Genomic DNA, 16,145 nt, shown 5'->3' on the forward strand with positions numbered 1-16,145 from the left:
TTCCCTGTTCCTCCCCCAAGGATCCCTCATGTCGAATCTCCAGGCGTTGCTGCCACAGCGCGATCTGCGTTTCACCCGCAATGCCGTCGGCATGGGCGGCGGCCCGCTGCTGGCCCTGTTGCTGTTCCTGGTCGCCGGTGCGATCGCCTGGTGGCAGGCGCCCGGGCTGCTGCAGGACCTGCAGATCCGCGCCAATCCGCTTGAGCTCGAGGACTACGACCTGCGCGATGGCCGCTGCACGACGCGCAAGGCGGTGTTCACCGATTGCGAGGCCGATGTCGCCTACCGCGTCGATGGCGTCGACTACGAGAAGCACATCTCGCTGATGTTCCTGTCGTTCTCGCGCGGGGACTACGCGGCGAGTCTGGTCGTGGCGGCCGACGACCCGTCGAAGGCGGCGCTGAGCATTGGCCTTGAGCGCATCTGGAACCGCGTGGCGTTCTTCCTGGTGCTGTTCGGGATCTTCGCAGGCCTCGGCGTCGTGGCGATCGTCACCTGGGTGCGCAACGGCCGCATCAACCGCGCCGCGCAGCAGCCACAGCGCTGGACGCCCGAGCCGGTCGAGGTCAAGGCGGCGCAGTCCTCGTTCGGGGGCACGGTGGTCACCTACGCCTACGGCAAGCTGCCCGGCCGCGCCGCGGGCAAGCAGAACGTCCGTTTCGGCAAGCGCGAAGCCCCGTTGCTGGTCGATACCCCCGATGGTGAAACCCAGGCCCTGGCGCTGCGTCCGGCGTCCGGCGGGCCGGCCTTGCTGCTCGATGCCGGGCTGGAGCGCATCGATCTGACGCAGGCCGAGCGGCAGGCTGCGTTCGCGGTGCTGGGCGCCTCGCCCGACACCTCCGCCTGAGGCGCGCGTCCGGCCGCTCAGGCCGGGTAGACGCCGCCGAGCACCCGCGGGCCGGCGGCGCCGGTCACCGACGGCAGATTGCCCGGCAGGCCGAGCACGGTCTGCCGGGCCAGCCACGCAAAGCCCATGGCCTCGACGTGGTCGGGGTCGAGCCCGTGCGCGGCGCTCGACACCACTGCGACGCCGGGCAGGGCATCGGCCACCGCCGCCATCAGCGCTGGGTTGTGCACACCGCCACCGCAGGCGATCAGGCGCGCGGTGCTCGGCTGGGTGGCGCGGAGCGCATCGGCGATCGTCGTCGCGCTCAGCGCCAGCAGCGTTGCCTGCACGTCGGCCGGTGCCTCGTGACCGGTCAGCGCGGTTTCGACCCAGTCCAGATGGAACTGGTCGCGGCCCGAGGACTTGGGCGGCGGCAGCGCGAACCAGGGGGCCGCACGCAGCCGTGCCAGCAGCGTCGGGTCGACCCGGCCACCGGCCGCCAGCGCACCGCCGCGGTCGAACGGCTGGCCGGTGTGCCGCAGGCACCAGGCGTCCATCAGCCCGTTGGCCGGACCGGTATCGAAGCCGCGCACCGCGCCGCCGTCGGCCGGCAGCAGGGTGAGATTGGCGATACCGCCCAGGTTGAGAACCGCCCGGTCCTCGCCGGGCGCGTGCAGCAGCGCGGCGTGCAGTGCCGGCAGCAGCGGAGCGCCGTGGCCGCCGGCGGCGACATCGCGGCGGCGGAAATCGGCCACGGTGCGGATGCCGGTGCGCTCGGCGATCCGAGACGGGTCGCCGAGCTGCAGGGTGAACCCGTGCTGGCCGTCGCCATGGCGCCCCTGCGGGCGGTGGCGCAGCGTCTGGCCGTGGGAGCCGATCGCCGCGATGTCCGCGGCCGTCAGCCCGGCTTCGGCGAGCACCCGGTTGGCGGCCTGCGCGAAGCCCTCGGCGATCCGGCTGTCGAGCTCGCCCAGGTCGTCGAGGGTCAGCGGCGCGGCCTGCTGGCCCAGCGCCACCAGCTGCGTGCGCAGATCCTCGGGCCAGGGATAGGTGCGGCCCAGGCGCAGGTCGGCCCGCAAGCGGCCGTCGCCGTCCTCGAAGCGCACGATCGCCGCATCGATGCCGTCGGCGCTGGTGCCCGAGATCAGGCCGAGAAACAGGTCGGACATGGGCACGCGCAGGGCTCGGGGCATGCGAAACGCCCGGCTGGCGCCGGGCGTGGGATCAACCGCGGGTGCTGCGACCCGCGTCGGCGCTGGCGACCTGGCGGTCGGCGCGCTCGGGATCGGGACGCGCCGGCACGTCGGCGTAGATGATGTCCTCGACTTCGCGGATGCGGGCGAGCGCCGGACCGGTCTGCTGGCGGAACTGCGCCAGTGCCGTGCCGCTCAGCGGGTCGGGCTCGGGCATCGTGTGCTGCAGCGGGTTGCGGTGCTGGCCGTTGACGCGGAACTCGTAGTGCAGGTGCGGACCGGTCGCCAGGCCCGTCGAGCCGACATAGCCGATCACCGTGCCCTGCGAGACACGCTGGCCCTGGCGGACATTGCCGAAGCGCGACATGTGCGCGTAGAGCGTGGTGTGGCCGCGACCGTGGTCGAGGATCACGACATTGCCGTAGCCGCGCTGGGTGCCCTTGAACTGCACGCGGGCATCGCCGGCGGCCATGATCGGCGTGCCGGTGGCGGCGGCGTAGTCCACGCCCTTGTGCATGCGCATCGTGCCCAGCACCGGGTGGCGGCGGCTGCCGAAGCGCGAGCTCAGCCGCGCGTACTGGATCGGCATGCGGATGAAGCTCTTCTTCAGCGGGCGGCCTTCGGCGTTGTAGTACTCGGCCTTGCCATCGTGCTCGAAGCGGAACGCGGAGAACGGCTTGCCCTTGGCGGTGAACACCGCCGCCTGCACCGGGCCGCTGCGGATCAGCTCGCCTTCGCGCCAGATCTGCTCGACGACCACGCTGAAACGATCGTTCTGGGTGACGTCGGTGTTGAAGTCGATGTCGTACTTGAAGACTTCGTCGGTCAGCGTGTTGATGTTCGCGCCCGACAGGCCCAGCCGGCGTGCCGAGTGGAACAGCGAGCGGCCGACCTGGCCGCTGATGACGACGTTGCGGATCTCGACCGGGCGCTCGATGACCTGTTCCTGGACGGCGTCGCCGGCGAGCGTCAGCTCGACACGCTCGGTGTCGCTGCGGTCGTAGCGCAGCTTCTGCAGGCTGCCGTCGGCGGCGATGTCGAACCCAAGCTCGGTGCCCGGGCGCATGCGTGTGAGCTTGGTCTTGGCATCGGGCAGCTCGAGGATGCGATGCATCGTTGCCGCCGGCAGGTCGAGATCGGAGAAGATCGAGCCCAGCGTCTGACCCTGGGCGACGGTGACCAGTTGCCAGTTGTCGTGTATCTGCTGCGCGCTGCGCTGCTGCGCGGTCAGCGGCGGCAGCGCCAGCGACATGGTGACCAACTGATGATCATCGTCGTCGCCGTCGCGCATCGCATGCGAGAACCCGGGGACCAGCGCAACGACCAGTGCGCCGAGCGTCGCGAACAAGCTGGCATGGGCCCAATCGCGGCGCGTCCAACGCCCCGGATACAGCCGGATGCTGCGCGCGCTGCCTTCCTGCGCCGTATTCCGCGCTGCCGCCTGCAGGTTGTCATGGAGCACGCGCCGGTGATGGGCGTCGGCCTGCGGCGGGACGGGTGTCGTCATCGTGGCGGATCCCGGTGCGTGAAAGACGTGTCAGCGCGGTAACATAGAGATGTGAGCTCCATGCGTCAAATGACTGACGGCGCAGGAATTTTTCTTCTATTCACCAGATAACGACACGTTAACGCCCGTCGCAGGCGCATTCACATCGTGAATACGCCGCGGGTCTTTCGAGAGACGCCTTCCCCGATGTCCCAGATCTCCGCCCTCGACCTGATCGCACGCGGCAGTGATGAAATCCTCAAGCGCGACGACCTGCAGGCCCGGCTCGCGCTCGGTCGCCCGCTGCGGATCAAGGCCGGCTTCGACCCCACTGCGCCCGACCTGCATCTGGGACACACGGTGCTGCTCAACAAGCTGCGCCAGTTCCAGGACCTGGGCCACACGGTGATCTTCCTGATCGGCGACTTCACCGGGATGATCGGTGACCCGTCGGGCAAGAGCGCCACGCGCAAGGCGCTCTCGCGCGAGGATGTGCTGGCGAATGCCGAGACCTACAAGGCGCAGGTGTTCAAGGTGCTCGACGCCGAGCGTACCGAAGTGCGCTTCAACTCCGAATGGTTCGGGGCGATGGGCGCGGCGGACATGATCCGGCTGGCGTCCACGCACACGGTCGCGCGCATGCTCGAGCGCGACGACTTCGCCAAGCGTTACGCCGGCCAGCAGCCGATCGCGATCCACGAGTTTCTCTACCCGCTGGTGCAGGGCTATGACTCGGTGGCGCTGCGCGCCGATGTCGAGTGCGGCGGCACCGACCAGAAGTTCAACCTGCTGATGGGACGCGCGCTGCAGGAACACCACGGCCAGGCGCCGCAGGTCGTGTTGACGATGCCGCTGCTCGTCGGCCTGGACGGCGTGGCCAAGATGTCCAAGTCGCTGGGCAACTACATCGGCGTGACCGATCCGGCGATCGACATCGTCAACAAGACGATGAAGATCGGCGATGCGCTGATGTGGAACTGGATCGAACTGCTGAGTCTGGAGATCGGCATCGACGAGGCCGCGGCGCTCAAGGCCGATGTCGAAGCCGGCGCGCTGAACCCGCGCGATGTGAAGCTGCGCCTGGCCCGCGAGCTCGCCACGCGCTTCCACGACGCCGACGCGGCGCAGACCGCGATCGCCGGCTGGCATGCGGCGGTGACCGGCGAGGGCGATGTGACCGCGCTGCCGTTGCAGGATGTCGCGGTGCCCGCCGAGGGCCTGCGCATCGCCGCGCTGCTGACCGCCGCCGGGATCACCCCGAGCAACTCGGAGGCCAACCGCAAGCTCAAGGAGCGCGCGGTCAAGGTCGATGGCGCCGTCGTCGAAGACGCCGGCCTGGTGTTCATGCCCGGCTTCGAGGGCGTGCTGCAGGTCGGCAAGCGCAACTTCGCGCGGGTGCGGCTGATCGGCTGAGCGCGCAGGCGGCCGGTCGATCAGGATCGGTCGTGTGGCGCCCTCTGTTCCGGGTTGGCCAGCGCCAGCAGAACGTCGGCATGGCAGGGGCCGTCGAGCGGGCACCAGCAGGCGAGGTTGCGGCCGCGCAGCGGCGCGAGATCCGGTGCGTCGGCGCAGGTCGCCATGTGCGCGGCGTAGCGGGCGACGCAGGTCGCGCGATCGCCGTCGACGCCGATCCGATAGGGATTGCCCCAGCGCCCGGGGCGCGCGACGACCGTCGCCGGGAGTCCGTTGACCGCATGCGAATGCGCTTGCAGATCGAATCCGCGACGACGGGAAAGCCGCAGGCGGACCGGTGTGGTCATGCCGGCGGCCAAGGCGCACCGCGCCAGGTCGCATCGTCGGCGCTGCGCAGCAGCGCGAGATCCTCGTCGGTATCGCCGTAGGCGTATACCTGCGCGAATGCCTCACGCGGATACGCGGCATGCACCCGCCGGGCCTTCTCGTCGCCGGCGCACTGCGCGCCCGCATAGCGGCCGGTGAGCCGGCCGTCGGCCTGTTCGAGTGTCGAACACAGCAGGGCCACGCCCTGGGCCGCGCACCAGGGCGCGAGCAGGACGTCGAGATTGCCCGAGACCACGACCACGGTATCGCCGCGTGCACGATGCCAGTCCATCCGCGCCTGCATCTGCGGGCGCACCAGCGCGGGCAGTCGCGTGGCCGCGAGCTTCGCGCCGGCCGCGGCGACGCGCTCGGCCGGCAGTCCGGAGAAGGCGTAGCGTACGAGGGCTGCGCGTGTACGGATGCCCGACAGCAGGCCCAGCCGGTAGACGATCACGACCGGCGCCAACAGCACGCGTCCGACGATCAGCCGCCAGCGTGGCGTCGCGGCGACGAGCAGATCGGGGAAGGTCTCGCGGGTGGTGATCGTGCCATCGAAGTCGAACAGCGCGAGGTCGGGCAGCGCGACAGGGCCAACGGCATCGAGCATGTCCGCGGGTCGGGTCGAGGATGACGGCAGGTTGGCCTGCGGGTCAGTGCGTGTGGGCATCGGGCGGTCCTCGCCAACACGAAGGGCGGCGTCGCCGCCGCCCTTCGCACGATGTTGCAATGGCCGGCCTGCCCGGCCGGCGTCCTCGGTTACGGCGTGCCGGTCTGGCCGCGCGCCGCGTCGCGCGTGGCCTTGAACGGATTGCCGTCGTACCAGTTCGGCCAGCGGTCGCCATCGGCGAGCGTGCGGCCGACGCCGTACAGCGCCTCGAGGTCCTGCACGACCCCGTCGAGATTCCAGTCGGGGTTGTACTCGTCGCCGGGCTGGTGATAGCGCGTGGCGTAGTCGTCGCTGGCTGCCTTGCCGGCAGCGACGCCGCCTTCGATCAGGTCGTTGCCGCCCTTGGCGTAGAGGGCGGGCACGCCGGCCTTGGCGAAGTTGAAATGGTCGGAGCGGAAGTAGTAGCCGCCGGCCGGGTTGCCTTCCTCGACCAGCGTGCGGTTCTGCTGGTCTGCGTAGGTCTTCAGGATGTCCTCCAGCTCCGAGCTGCCCTTGCCGGTGACCACGAAGTCGCGCGATGGGCCGGCGACGCTCATCGCGTCGAGGTTGATCACGCCGACTGTCTGCGCCAGGTCGATGCTCGGCTGGGCGACGTAGTACTTGCTGCCCAGCAGGCCCGATTCCTCGAGCGTGACCGCCAGAAACACCAGCGAACGCTTCGGCTTGGGCTCGGCGGTGGCGAACTTCTCGGCAATCTCGATGATGCCGGCCACACCGGTGGCGTTGTCGATCGCGCCGTTGTAGATCGTGTCGCCTTCGCCCTCGTGCTTGCCCAGGTGGTCCCAGTGGGCGAGATAGAGGATCGCCTCGTCCGGCGCTTCGGTCCCGGGCAGGATGCCCACGACGTTGCGCGAGCTCTTCTCGGCCACCGTGCTCTTGAGGTCGAACGACACCTTGGCGTTCAGCGGCACCGGCTTGAAGCCCCGCTGATTGGCGGCCTGGATCTGTGCGTCGAGGTCGAGGCCGGCGTCGGCGAACAGGGCGCGGGCGACGTCGCCGGTGATCCAGCCCTGCGCGGGCAGGCGCGGTTCGGGATCGTCCTGCGGGCGCAGATCGAACTGCGCGCCCGACCACGAGTTCTTGACCACGTCCCAGCCGTAGGAGGCACCGGCGGTGTCGTGCACGATCAGCGCCGCGGCCGCGCCCTTGCGCGCGGCCTCCTCGAACTTGTAGGTCCAGCGGCCGTAGTAGGTCATGCGCTCGCCCTCGAACAGCGACGCATCCTGGGCGTGGAAACCCGGATCGTTGACCAGGATGACGACGGTCTTGCCCTTGACGTCGAGGCCCGCGTAGTCGTTCCAGTTCTGCTCGGGTGCGTCGACGCCGTAGCCGACGAAGACCAGTTCGCTGTCGGCGACTTCGATCTGCGGCTTGCCGGTGCGGGTACCCAGCACCATGTCGCGGCCGAACGCCAGGTCGCGTGCGCCCTTGGCGGTGGTGAGCTTGAGCACGGTCGACTCGTCGGCCGTGGTCTCGACCATCGGCACGGTCTGGTACCAGCTGTCGTTGTCGCCGCCCGGCTGCAGGCCGATGCGCTTGAACTGCGCGCTGATGTACTCGACCGTGCGCTCTTCGCCCACGGTGCCCGGCGCGCGGCCCTCGAATTCGTCGGAGGCCAGCGTCTTAACCAGTTCGCCGAAGTCCGCGCCGGTGATCTCGGGCGAGAACGTGTGCGCGGCGTCGGGCGCGGGGGACGTCGCTGCGGTGTCGGCCGCCTTGTCCTGGGCGCCGCATGCCGCGAGTGCGAGCGCGGCCGGCAGGGCCAGCATCAAGTGGGGTCTGCGCATCCGGGGATCACTCCTGCAAGCTGGGGACGCCGCACTATATGGTCGTTCAGCTGCCGATGCGCGGTGGTGCTCAGTCCCTGGGGGCCTGCGCGCCGTCGTAGGCGATCGCGGTGGCGCCGCTGACCGGGCCGGTGCGCGCGCTGTTGTGCACGTACAGCGTGACCTCGCGCTTGAACGTCAGCGGACCTTCGATCACCGCATTGGGGCCGACGATCACCCGCGGGCTGCGGCGGTTGATCGTCACCGGGAACCAGTTGGAGGAGGGCTTGTCGACCGTCAGGCCGCCGCGCACTTTCGACGCAGCGCCGATGGTGACGTCGCCGTTGACCGTCTTCACGTCGCCAGTCACTTCGGTGCCGACCAGGCCGATCGCGCCGTTGACCGTGGCCACGTTGCCGTCGACCCGTCCGCCGCGATCGACGAACACGCCGCCGCTGACGCTCTCGATGCTGCCGGCGATCTGCGCGTCCTGTCCCAGGCGGACGCCGCCGTTGACGGTCGTCAGGCTGCGGGTGCGCGCCCGCGTGCCCAGCATGATGCCGCCATTGACGGTCTCCACGGTGCCGACCTGGATGTCGTCGTCGCCGCGAATGCCGCCATTGACAGTCTCCACGTCCTTGGCGCGGACGCCGTTGCCGATGCGGATGCCGCCGTTGACCGTCGACAGGTCGCCGTAGGCCTGGCCGGCCTCGGCGGTGATCCCGCCGTTGACCTTCGAGACGTCGGCCTGGGCGCAGGCGGCGCCGGCAGTCAGGGCGAGGGCGAACGCAAGCAATGCGCGGGCGGGGCGATGCGGACGGGCAGCGGACATGGGTGGACCTCAAGGAAGGGCGGAGCGGGCGGAGCCCGCCGTCGACCGTAGCTTGCCGCCGTGTCGGTACAATCGCATCTGTCTTTGGTCACTGGGCCGTTCGTCGTGCCACATGCCGCTCCCGCCTCCCGTCCGCGCCCCGTCGTCCTGCTGATCCTCGATGGCTGGGGGCACCGCGACGACCCGCGCGACAACGCGCTCGCGCTCGCCGACATCCCGACCTGGCGCGGGCTGCTGGCCGGGCACCCGACCACGCTGATCCACACCGAGGGCCGCCACGTCGGCCTGCCCGACGGGCAGATGGGCAACTCGGAGGTCGGCCACATGAACATCGGCGCCGGCCGGGTCGTCTACCAGGACCTGACCCGCATCGATGCGGCGATCGAGGACGGCAGCTTCTTCACCAATGCCGAACTGGGGGCGGCCTGCGACGCGGTGTGCGCCAACGGCGGCACGCTGCACGTGATGGGGCTGCTCTCGCCCGGTGGCGTGCACAGCCACGAGGCGCACCTGTTCGCGATGCTCGAACTGGCGCATCGCCGCGGCGTGCCGCGCGTGGCCGTGCATGCGTTCACCGATGGGCGCGACATGCCGCCGCGTTCGGCCGAACCGAGCCTGCGCGCGCTGCACGACCGCTGCGCAGCCTTGGGCAACGCGCACGTGGCCAGCGTGTCCGGGCGCTACTACGCGATGGACCGCGACCAGCGCTGGGAGCGCGTGCGCCAGGCCTGGGACGCGATCGTCGAGGCGGCCTCGCCGTACCGCGCGTCCGATGCGGTCGCGGCCTTGCAGGCGGCCTATGCGCGCGACGAGAACGACGAGTTCGTGCGCCCGACCGTCATCGACGGCGCGGAGCCGATGGCCGACGGCGATGCCGTGGTGTTCATGAACTTCCGCGCCGACCGCGCACGCCAGCTCACCGCCGCCTTCGTCGACCCGGCCTTCGCCGGGTTCGAGGCGCGGCGTCCGGCGCTGGCGCGCTTCGTCTGCCTGACCGAGTACGACGCGCGCTTGCCCGCGCCGCTGGCATTTGCGCCCGACGACCTGCCCAATACGCTGGGTGAGGTGCTCGGTGCCCAGGGGCTGACCCAGCTGCGGATCGCCGAGACCGAGAAGTACGCGCACGTCACGTTCTTCCTCAGCGGCGGCCGCGAGGCGCCGTTCCCAGGCGAGGACCGCATCCTGGTGCCCAGCCCCAAGGTCGCGACCTATGACCTGCAGCCGGAGATGAGCGCGCCCGAGGTCTGCGCGCAACTGGTGCAGGCGGTGCGCGACGAGCGCTTCGACGTGGTGATCTGCAACTTCGCCAACCCCGACATGGTCGGTCACACCGGCGTGCTGGAGGCGGCGATCAAGGCGGTGGAGACGGTCGACCGTGCGGTCGGCGAGATCGTCGAGATCGTGCGCGCAAAGGGCGGCGAACTGCTGGTCACCGCCGACCACGGCAACGTCGAGATGATGCGCGACCCCGAGACCGGCGAGCCGCACACCGCGCACACGGTCGGCCCGGTCGACCTGGTCTACGTCGGCAGCCGACCCGGCCCGCTGCGCCGCGGCGGGGCGCTGCGCGACCTGGCGCCGACGATCCTCGACCTGCTCGGCCTGCCGGTGCCGGCCGAGATGACCGGCCGCAGCCTGTTGCAGGCCGACGGCTGAGCATGACCGGCAGGGCGACCGCGACCGGCACCGCGCTGCTGCTGACCGCGCTGCTGGCCGCGGCGCTGCCGGTGCTCGAGGTCGCCGCCCAGAACAGCCGCGAGACCGAGCGGCGGCTGGAGCGGGTGCGCAAGGAACTGCGCGATGTCGCCGCCGAGCGCCGCCGCCTCGAGGGCCAGCGTGGCGCGGCCGCACGCGAGCTGCGCCAGGCCGATGAACAGGTGGCCGCCTCGACGACCGCGCTGCGCGAGACCCGGATCAAGCTCGCCGCCGAGCAGGCCGAACTCGAGCGCCTGCAGGCACGCCGCCAGACCCTCATCGCCACCGTCGAGCAGCGTCGCGCCGAGTTGGCGACGTTGCTGCGGGCGGCCTACACCATTGGCGACGAAGCCGCGCTCAAGCTGATGCTGGCGCAGGACCGGGTCGCCGACGCTGGCCGTTTGCTGGTCTACCACCGCTATCTGCAGCAGCAGCGCAGCGAGCGCATCGCCGAATTGCGTGCCGAGATGACCGAGCTCGACGGCATGGAGGCGGCGATCCAGGACCGCCGCGCCGCGCTCGAGGCCGCGCATGCCGAACAGCGCGCAAGGCTGGCGCAGGTCGAGACCGATCGCAGCAAGCGCGCCGATGCGGTCAAGGGCCTGGATGCGAAGTTCAACGACCGCAGCGCCCGCGAAAAGGCCCTGGGCCAGGACGCCCGCGCACTGGAACGGGTGCTGGCGCAGTTGCGTGCGGCCGCGCGCCGCGCCGAGGCCGAACGGCGTGCCGCGGCTGCCGCCGCGCGCGAGCGCGAGGCGCGAGAGGCCCGCGAGGCGCGCCAGAGCGGGAGCAGTCCACGCCCGCCGTCCCGGCCGCGGCCGCAGGTCGCCCGCGCTCCGGCGCCGCAGGTCGGGGGGCTGGGCTGGCCGATCAGCGGTGCGCTGCTGACCGCCTTTGGCGGCAGGCTGCCCGACGGCAGCAGCAGCAACGGCGTGCTGATCGGCGCGGCCGCAGGCACCCCGGTCAAGGCCGTCGCCGACGGCACCGTCGTGTTCGCCGAGTGGATGACTGGCTACGGCATGCTGCTGATCGTCGACCACGGCAACGGCTACATGAGCCTGTACGCGCACAACGACGCGCTGCTGCGCAAGACCGGCGATGCGGTGAAACGCGGCGACACCGTCGCCAGCGTCGGCAATTCCGGCGGACAGGGCCGCAGCGGCCTGTACTTCGAACTGCGCCAGAACGGCAAGCCGGTCAACCCGACGACCTGGCTGCAACGCCGCTGAGGCGCGCGGGGGGGGCGGTTGGTCGCGATCGGCGGCCCCCACCCCAGCCCTCCCCCGCAAGCGGAGGAGGGAGCGGATGCGCATCGCCGCGAGCGCGAAAGTCACGACGGATCGCCTCCCCCACGTGTGGGGAAGGCCGGCGCGCGTGGCGCGTCGCGTGAGGGCGTGGCCGTTGGCGGCTCGCTCCAGCCCTCCGCCGCAGGCGGGGGAGGGCGCAGATGCGTATCGCCGCGAGCGCGAAGGTCACGACGGATCGCCTCCCCACGTGTGGGGGAGGTCGACGCGCATAGCGCGTCGGGTGGGGGCGGGGCCGTTGGCGGCCCCACCCCAGCCCTCCGCCGTAGGCGGGGGAGGGCGCAGATGCGTATCGCCGCGAGCGCGAAAGTCACGACGGATCGCCTCCCCACGTGTGGGGGAGGCCGGCGCGCATAGCGCGTCGGGTGGGGGCCGGGCCGTTGGCGGCTCGCCCCAGCCCTCCGCCACAAGCCGGGGAGGGCGCAGATGCGTATCGTCGCGAGCGCGAAAGTCACGACGGATCACCTCCCTCACGTGTGGGGGAGGCCGGCGCGCGCAGCGCGTCGGGTGGGGGCGGGGCCGTTGGCGGCGCGCGCCACCCCAGTCCTCCGCCGCAGGCGGGGGGAGGGCGCAGATGCGTATCGCCGCGAGCGCGAAAGTCACGACGGATCGCCTTCCCCGCGTGTGGGGGAGGCCGGCGCGCGTGGCGCGTCGGGTGGGGGCGGGCCGTTGGCGGCCCGCCAGCGGGGCCTCAGCCCAGCGACTGCTTGACCAAGCGCGAGACCTCGCCCATGTCGGCCTTGCCGGCCAGTTGCGGCTTGAGCACGCCCATCAGCTTGCCGATGTCGGCCGGGCTGCTGGCACCGGTCTGGGCCTTCGCCGCCTCGATCGCGGCCACGATCTCGGCCTCGCCCAGCTTCTCGGGCAGGTAGCGCTCGATGACCACGATCTCGTCGCGCTCGATCTGGGCCAGATCCTCGCGCCCGGCCCCCGCGTACTGGGTCACCGAATCCTTGCGCTGCTTGACCATCTTCTCCAGCACGGCGAGCACCGCGGCGTCGTCGAGTTCGATGCGTTCGTCGACCTCGCGCTGTTTGATCGCGGCGTTGACCAGGCGGATCACGCCCAGGCTGTGCTTGTCGCCGCCCTTCATCGCGGCCTTCATGTCTTCGGTGAGTTGCTGTTTGAGGGTCATGGCGGTTTCCGGTGGCGGACGGGCAAGCAGTCCTGAGGCAGACCAATGCCCTTCGTGCGAGGCACAGGGCTGGGAACGAGGGACGACAAAAAGCCGGCAGCGCATGCGCGCGGCCGGCTCTTGCGTCAGGACACGATCGCGCCAGGCGGTGCCCGACGCGGGTCGATCAGTACAGGCGCTGGCGCTTGGTGACGTCGCGCGACACGCGACGGGCCTGACGCTTCACGGCGGCAGCGGCCTTGCGCTTGCGCTCCTGGGTCGGCTTCTCGTAGAACTCGCGCTTACGGGTTTCGGCGAGCACGCCGGCCTTCTCGCAGGTGCGCTTGAAACGGCGCAGCGCAAACTCGAAGGGCTCGTTTTCGCGGACTTTGACGCTAGGCATGGAATCTCCGGGGATCTGGGCACCCGACCGTCGAGGGCCGGATCGAATCTGACGAATTCGGGTCTGCCGAGGGTCTGCTCCCGGCGAGCCGCGTATCATAGCCAGGACCCGGCGGCTGACGCAAGCCGCCCGGAGCGGGCGCTGCGATGCGCCCGTGTCCCCGTCCGCTTCCCGGCAGTCCTGCGCACCATGAACGTCCTCGGCATCGAAACCTCCTGCGACGAAACCGGCGTCGCCGTCTACGACACCGCCCTGGGCGGGGCCGCGGGGCTGCGTGCGCATGCGGTCTACAGCCAGATCGCGTTGCATGCGCAGTACGGTGGCGTCGTGCCGGAGCTGGCCAGCCGCGACCACGTGCGCAAGCTGTTGCCGCTGATCCGCCAGACCTTGGCCGAGGCCGGGCTCGAGGTCGAGGCGCTCGATGGTGTCGCCTATACCGCCGGTCCCGGCCTGGTGGGCGCGCTGCTGGTCGGTGCGGGCGTCGCCCGCGCGCTGGCCTGGGCGCTCGACGTGCCGGCGATCGGCGTGCATCACATGGAAGGCCATCTGCTGGCGCCGCTGATGGAGGACGACGCCCCGGCGCCGCCGTTCGTCGCGCTGCTGGTCTCGGGGGGGCACACGCAGTTGGTCGCGGTCGATGCGATCGGCGCCTACCGGCTGCTCGGCGAGACCCTGGACGACGCCGCCGGCGAGGCCTTCGACAAGACCGCCAAGCTGATGGGCCTGCCTTATCCCGGCGGCCCGCAGTTGGCCGCACTGGCGCAGACCGGGACGCCGGGCGCGTTCCGCTTCTCCCGGCCGATGACCGACCGGCCCGGCCTGGACTTCAGCTTCAGCGGTCTGAAGACCCAGGTGCTGCTGGCCTGGCAGAACAGCGACCGCAGCGCGTCGACCCGCGCCGACATCGCGCGCGGCTTCGAGGATGCGGTCGTCGACACCTTGGCGATCAAGTGCGCGCGCGCGCTCGATGCGACCGGATGCACCACGCTCGTGGTCGCCGGCGGCGTCGGCGCGAACCTGCGCCTGCGCCAGAAGCTGCAGGCCGACGCCACGCGCCGCGGCGGCCGCGTGTGCTTCCCGCGCCCGGCGCTGTGCACCGACAACGGCGCGATGATCGCCTTCGCCGGTGCGCTGCGCCTGCAGGCCGGCCAGCACGGCGATGCGGCGGTGCGCGTGGTGCCGAGGTGGGACATGGCGCAACTGCCGCCGTTGGTGCATCCGTGATGCGTGTGGGGTGATGCGACGGGATCGGCGGCCATGCTCGTCCCGACTCTGCGACGAGACAATCGCTAAGCTGTCGCCCGCGGTTGCGCTTCACCCCCTCTCCCATCCACGAATCACCCATCCGGCCTCTCCCATGGACAAAGTCTTCATCGAAGGCCTCGAGATCGAGGCGCTGATCGGCATCTACGACTGGGAGCGGCGTATCCGCCAGCCGCTGGTGTTCGATGTCGAGATGACGTTCGACAATCGCGTGCCGGCGGCGAGCGACGACATCGCCCGCACACTCGATTACAAGGCCGTCAGCAAGCGGCTGATCGACTATGTCGGCGCGTCGGAATTCGGGCTGGTCGAGACCCTGGCCGAGCGCTGCGCGGCGCTTGTGATCGATGAGTTCAACGTCGGTTGGGTACGATTGAAGCTCAGCAAGCCGGGTGCGGTGCGTGGTGCACGCGCGGTCGGCGTGATCATCGAACGCAGTCGCCAGGACTGATCCGCGGGTCCCGGCGCCGCCGCGGATACGCGGCCGCAACAGGAGATTCCCGCACGATGCAGCCCCATCTCGAACGACTCAGCACCCTGCTGGCGCCCTATCCCTGGGCGTACACCGCAACCGTACTGGCCGCTCTGTGCCTGCTGGCGTGGCTGGCGAATTTCATCACCAAGCGCATCCTGCTGCGCGGCCTCGGTCGGGTGTTGCAGCGCACGCCGCTGGGCGGCGCGCAGCACGACCGACAGGTGCGCCTGCGGGTGATTCCGCGGCTGGCCAACATTGTGCCGGCGCTGGTGATCTCGGCCGGCATCAACGCCGTGCCCGATCTGCCGCCGCAACTGGTGCTGATCGTGGAGCGGCTGTGCCAGATCTTCGTGGTCGTGACGATCGCGCTGGCGATCTCGCGCGCGCTCGATGTGGTCAACCACAACTACGAGCGACGTCCCGACGCGCACAACAAGCCGATCAAGGGCTACCTGCAGGTCGCCAAGATCGTGATGTTCGTGCTGGTCGGCATTTCGGTGATCGCCACGCTGATCGGCGCGCAGTTCCTGCACATCGTCACCGGCCTGGGCGCGATGACCGCGGTGCTGATGCTGATCTTCCAGGACACCATTCTCTCGTTGGTGGCCAGCGTGCAGATCAGCAACGACGGCCGGGTGCGCATCGGCGACTGGATCGAGATGCCGAGCCAGAACGCCGACGGCGACGTGATCGACATCGCCCTGCATACGATCACCGTGCGCAACTTCGACCGCACCGTGACCACGGTGCCGACCAAGAAGCTGGTCAGCGACGCGTTCAAGAACTGGCGGCCGATGTCGGAGGGCGGCGGCCGCCGGATCAAGCGTGCGCTGTATCTCGATCAGGGCAGTGTGCGGTTCCTGGCTGCCGACGAGATCGCGCGCTTCCGCCGCTTCGTGCTGCTCGATGCCTATCTCGACCGCAAGGACCAGGAGCTGTCGGACTGGAACACCGCGCTGGCCGCGCGCGGCGCCGAGCCGGTGAACCACCGCCGGGTCACCAACCTGGGCACCTTCCGCGCCTACGTCGAGCACTACCTGCGCCACCATGCCGGCATCAACCAGGAGCTGACCCTGCTGGTGCGCCAACTCCAGCCCACCGAGACCGGGCTGCCGCTGGAGATCTACTGTTTCACCGCCGACACCGGGTGGACGGTCTACGAGGGCATCCAGGCCGACATCTTCGACCACCTGCTGGCGATCCTGCCCGAGTTCGACCTGCGGGTGTTCCAGGCCCGCAGCGACGCGCCGATGGACGTGCGCCTGCAAGGCGGGCCGACCGCCGACGCGGGCCCGGCCCGGGCGGCGCCGGCGCTGGAAGACGCGCGCCCCCGCTGACCTCG

General features: G+C 70.5%; 15 protein-coding genes. 7 read left to right on the forward strand and 8 right to left on the reverse strand.

What is annotated here, in order from left to right; translation table 11 throughout:
• Nucleotides 1-28 precede the first annotated feature (28 nt).
• Nucleotides 29-847, forward strand: a complete 819-nt coding sequence (locus ABE487_RS13590; RefSeq protein ID WP_346445637.1) for a hypothetical protein — start codon at nucleotides 29-31, stop codon at nucleotides 845-847.
• Between the two features lie 17 nt (nucleotides 848-864).
• Here the strand turns inward: ABE487_RS13590 and ABE487_RS13595 are convergent, their stop codons facing one another.
• The gene (locus ABE487_RS13595; RefSeq protein WP_346452123.1) at nucleotides 865-1,995 is read right to left on the reverse strand and encodes an anhydro-N-acetylmuramic acid kinase; all 1,131 of its coding nucleotides are present in this window, start codon (nucleotides 1,993-1,995) and stop codon (nucleotides 865-867) included.
• A gap of 55 nt (nucleotides 1,996-2,050) precedes the next feature.
• On the reverse strand, nucleotides 2,051-3,526 hold the full coding sequence (locus ABE487_RS13600; protein WP_346452124.1) for a peptidoglycan DD-metalloendopeptidase family protein: 1,476 nt from the start codon (nucleotides 3,524-3,526) through the stop codon (nucleotides 2,051-2,053).
• A 186-nt stretch (nucleotides 3,527-3,712) separates the two neighbouring features.
• Between ABE487_RS13600 and tyrS the strand changes: the two genes are divergently transcribed.
• Nucleotides 3,713-4,918 (forward strand): tyrosine--tRNA ligase, encoded by a 1,206-nt coding sequence (tyrS, locus tag ABE487_RS13605; protein ID WP_346452125.1) that lies wholly within the window; start codon nucleotides 3,713-3,715, stop codon nucleotides 4,916-4,918.
• A 20-nt stretch (nucleotides 4,919-4,938) separates the two neighbouring features.
• Here the strand turns inward: tyrS and ABE487_RS13610 are convergent, their stop codons facing one another.
• From ABE487_RS13610 to ABE487_RS13625, 4 genes are all read right to left on the reverse strand, one after another.
• On the reverse strand, nucleotides 4,939-5,265 hold the full coding sequence (locus tag ABE487_RS13610) for a DUF4326 domain-containing protein (RefSeq protein ID WP_346452126.1): 327 nt from the start codon (nucleotides 5,263-5,265) through the stop codon (nucleotides 4,939-4,941).
• On the reverse strand, nucleotides 5,262-5,951 hold the full coding sequence (locus ABE487_RS13615; protein WP_346452127.1) for an HAD-IB family hydrolase: 690 nt from the start codon (nucleotides 5,949-5,951) through the stop codon (nucleotides 5,262-5,264). Before ABE487_RS13615 ends, ABE487_RS13610 begins: the two co-directional genes overlap by 4 nt.
• 89 nt (nucleotides 5,952-6,040) lie before the next feature.
• Nucleotides 6,041-7,738 (reverse strand): M28 family metallopeptidase, encoded by a 1,698-nt coding sequence (locus tag ABE487_RS13620; RefSeq protein ID WP_346452128.1) that lies wholly within the window; start codon nucleotides 7,736-7,738, stop codon nucleotides 6,041-6,043.
• A gap of 70 nt (nucleotides 7,739-7,808) precedes the next feature.
• Nucleotides 7,809-8,549 (reverse strand): hypothetical protein, encoded by a 741-nt coding sequence (locus tag ABE487_RS13625; RefSeq protein WP_346448668.1) that lies wholly within the window; start codon nucleotides 8,547-8,549, stop codon nucleotides 7,809-7,811.
• A 105-nt stretch (nucleotides 8,550-8,654) separates the two neighbouring features.
• Here ABE487_RS13625 and gpmI point away from each other — a divergent pair, with 105 nt between their 5' ends.
• Both gpmI and ABE487_RS13635 read left to right on the forward strand, forming a co-directional pair.
• Nucleotides 8,655-10,205 carry a 2,3-bisphosphoglycerate-independent phosphoglycerate mutase gene (gpmI, locus tag ABE487_RS13630; protein WP_346445651.1) on the forward strand — a complete coding sequence of 517 codons (1,551 nt, stop codon included), beginning with the start codon at nucleotides 8,655-8,657 and terminating at the stop codon, nucleotides 10,203-10,205.
• Between the two features lie 2 nt (nucleotides 10,206-10,207).
• Entirely contained in the window at nucleotides 10,208-11,473 is a 1,266-nt protein-coding gene (locus tag ABE487_RS13635; protein WP_346452129.1) for a peptidoglycan DD-metalloendopeptidase family protein, read from the forward strand.
• A 766-nt stretch (nucleotides 11,474-12,239) separates the two neighbouring features.
• On the opposite strand, the gene ABE487_RS13640 is transcribed toward ABE487_RS13635, so the two are convergent.
• Complete coding sequence (locus tag ABE487_RS13640) at nucleotides 12,240-12,683, reverse strand: GatB/YqeY domain-containing protein (RefSeq protein ID WP_346445414.1); 444 nt, start codon at nucleotides 12,681-12,683, stop codon at nucleotides 12,240-12,242.
• A 166-nt stretch (nucleotides 12,684-12,849) separates the two neighbouring features.
• The gene (gene rpsU, locus ABE487_RS13645) at nucleotides 12,850-13,065 is read right to left on the reverse strand and encodes a 30S ribosomal protein S21 (RefSeq protein ID WP_047138278.1); all 216 of its coding nucleotides are present in this window, start codon (nucleotides 13,063-13,065) and stop codon (nucleotides 12,850-12,852) included.
• Between the two features lie 189 nt (nucleotides 13,066-13,254).
• Between rpsU and tsaD the strand changes: the two genes are divergently transcribed.
• From tsaD to ABE487_RS13660, 3 genes are all read left to right on the forward strand, one after another.
• Nucleotides 13,255-14,289: a tRNA (adenosine(37)-N6)-threonylcarbamoyltransferase complex transferase subunit TsaD gene (gene tsaD, locus ABE487_RS13650; protein WP_346445415.1), complete on the forward strand. Its 1,035-nt coding sequence runs from the start codon at nucleotides 13,255-13,257 to the stop codon at nucleotides 14,287-14,289.
• A 133-nt stretch (nucleotides 14,290-14,422) separates the two neighbouring features.
• Nucleotides 14,423-14,779: a dihydroneopterin aldolase gene (gene folB / locus ABE487_RS13655; RefSeq protein WP_346445416.1), complete on the forward strand. Its 357-nt coding sequence runs from the start codon at nucleotides 14,423-14,425 to the stop codon at nucleotides 14,777-14,779.
• A 56-nt stretch (nucleotides 14,780-14,835) separates the two neighbouring features.
• Entirely contained in the window at nucleotides 14,836-16,140 is a 1,305-nt protein-coding gene (locus ABE487_RS13660) for a mechanosensitive ion channel family protein (RefSeq protein ID WP_346445417.1), read from the forward strand.
• The last annotated feature ends 5 nt before the right edge of the window (nucleotides 16,141-16,145 follow it).

This window comes from Luteimonas sp. TWI596 (genome assembly GCF_039674105.1).
Classification (GTDB): domain Bacteria; phylum Pseudomonadota; class Gammaproteobacteria; order Xanthomonadales; family Xanthomonadaceae; genus Luteimonas.

What these genes read in the sequence shown, in the direction of transcription:
- ABE487_RS13660 (WP_346445417.1), top strand. Translation starts at nt 14,836, where the DNA reads ATGCAGCCCCATCTCGAACGACTCAGCACCCTGCTGGCGCCCTATCCC.
- ABE487_RS13625 (WP_346448668.1), bottom strand. Translation starts at nt 8,549, where the DNA reads ATGTCCGCTGCCCGTCCGCATCGCCCCGCCCGCGCATTGCTTGCGTTC.
- ABE487_RS13590 (WP_346445637.1), top strand. Translation starts at nt 29, where the DNA reads ATGTCGAATCTCCAGGCGTTGCTGCCACAGCGCGATCTGCGTTTCACC.
- tyrS (WP_346452125.1), top strand. Translation starts at nt 3,713, where the DNA reads ATGTCCCAGATCTCCGCCCTCGACCTGATCGCACGCGGCAGTGATGAA.
- ABE487_RS13640 (WP_346445414.1), bottom strand. Translation starts at nt 12,683, where the DNA reads ATGACCCTCAAACAGCAACTCACCGAAGACATGAAGGCCGCGATGAAG.
- ABE487_RS13620 (WP_346452128.1), bottom strand. Translation starts at nt 7,738, where the DNA reads ATGCGCAGACCCCACTTGATGCTGGCCCTGCCGGCCGCGCTCGCACTC.
- folB (WP_346445416.1), top strand. Translation starts at nt 14,423, where the DNA reads ATGGACAAAGTCTTCATCGAAGGCCTCGAGATCGAGGCGCTGATCGGC.
- ABE487_RS13615 (WP_346452127.1), bottom strand. Translation starts at nt 5,951, where the DNA reads ATGCCCACACGCACTGACCCGCAGGCCAACCTGCCGTCATCCTCGACC.
- ABE487_RS13610 (WP_346452126.1), bottom strand. Translation starts at nt 5,265, where the DNA reads ATGACCACACCGGTCCGCCTGCGGCTTTCCCGTCGTCGCGGATTCGAT.
- ABE487_RS13600 (WP_346452124.1), bottom strand. Translation starts at nt 3,526, where the DNA reads ATGACGACACCCGTCCCGCCGCAGGCCGACGCCCATCACCGGCGCGTG.
- ABE487_RS13595 (WP_346452123.1), bottom strand. Translation starts at nt 1,995, where the DNA reads ATGTCCGACCTGTTTCTCGGCCTGATCTCGGGCACCAGCGCCGACGGC.
- tsaD (WP_346445415.1), top strand. Translation starts at nt 13,255, where the DNA reads ATGAACGTCCTCGGCATCGAAACCTCCTGCGACGAAACCGGCGTCGCC.
- rpsU (WP_047138278.1), bottom strand. Translation starts at nt 13,065, where the DNA reads ATGCCTAGCGTCAAAGTCCGCGAAAACGAGCCCTTCGAGTTTGCGCTG.
- ABE487_RS13635 (WP_346452129.1), top strand. Translation starts at nt 10,208, where the DNA reads ATGACCGGCAGGGCGACCGCGACCGGCACCGCGCTGCTGCTGACCGCG.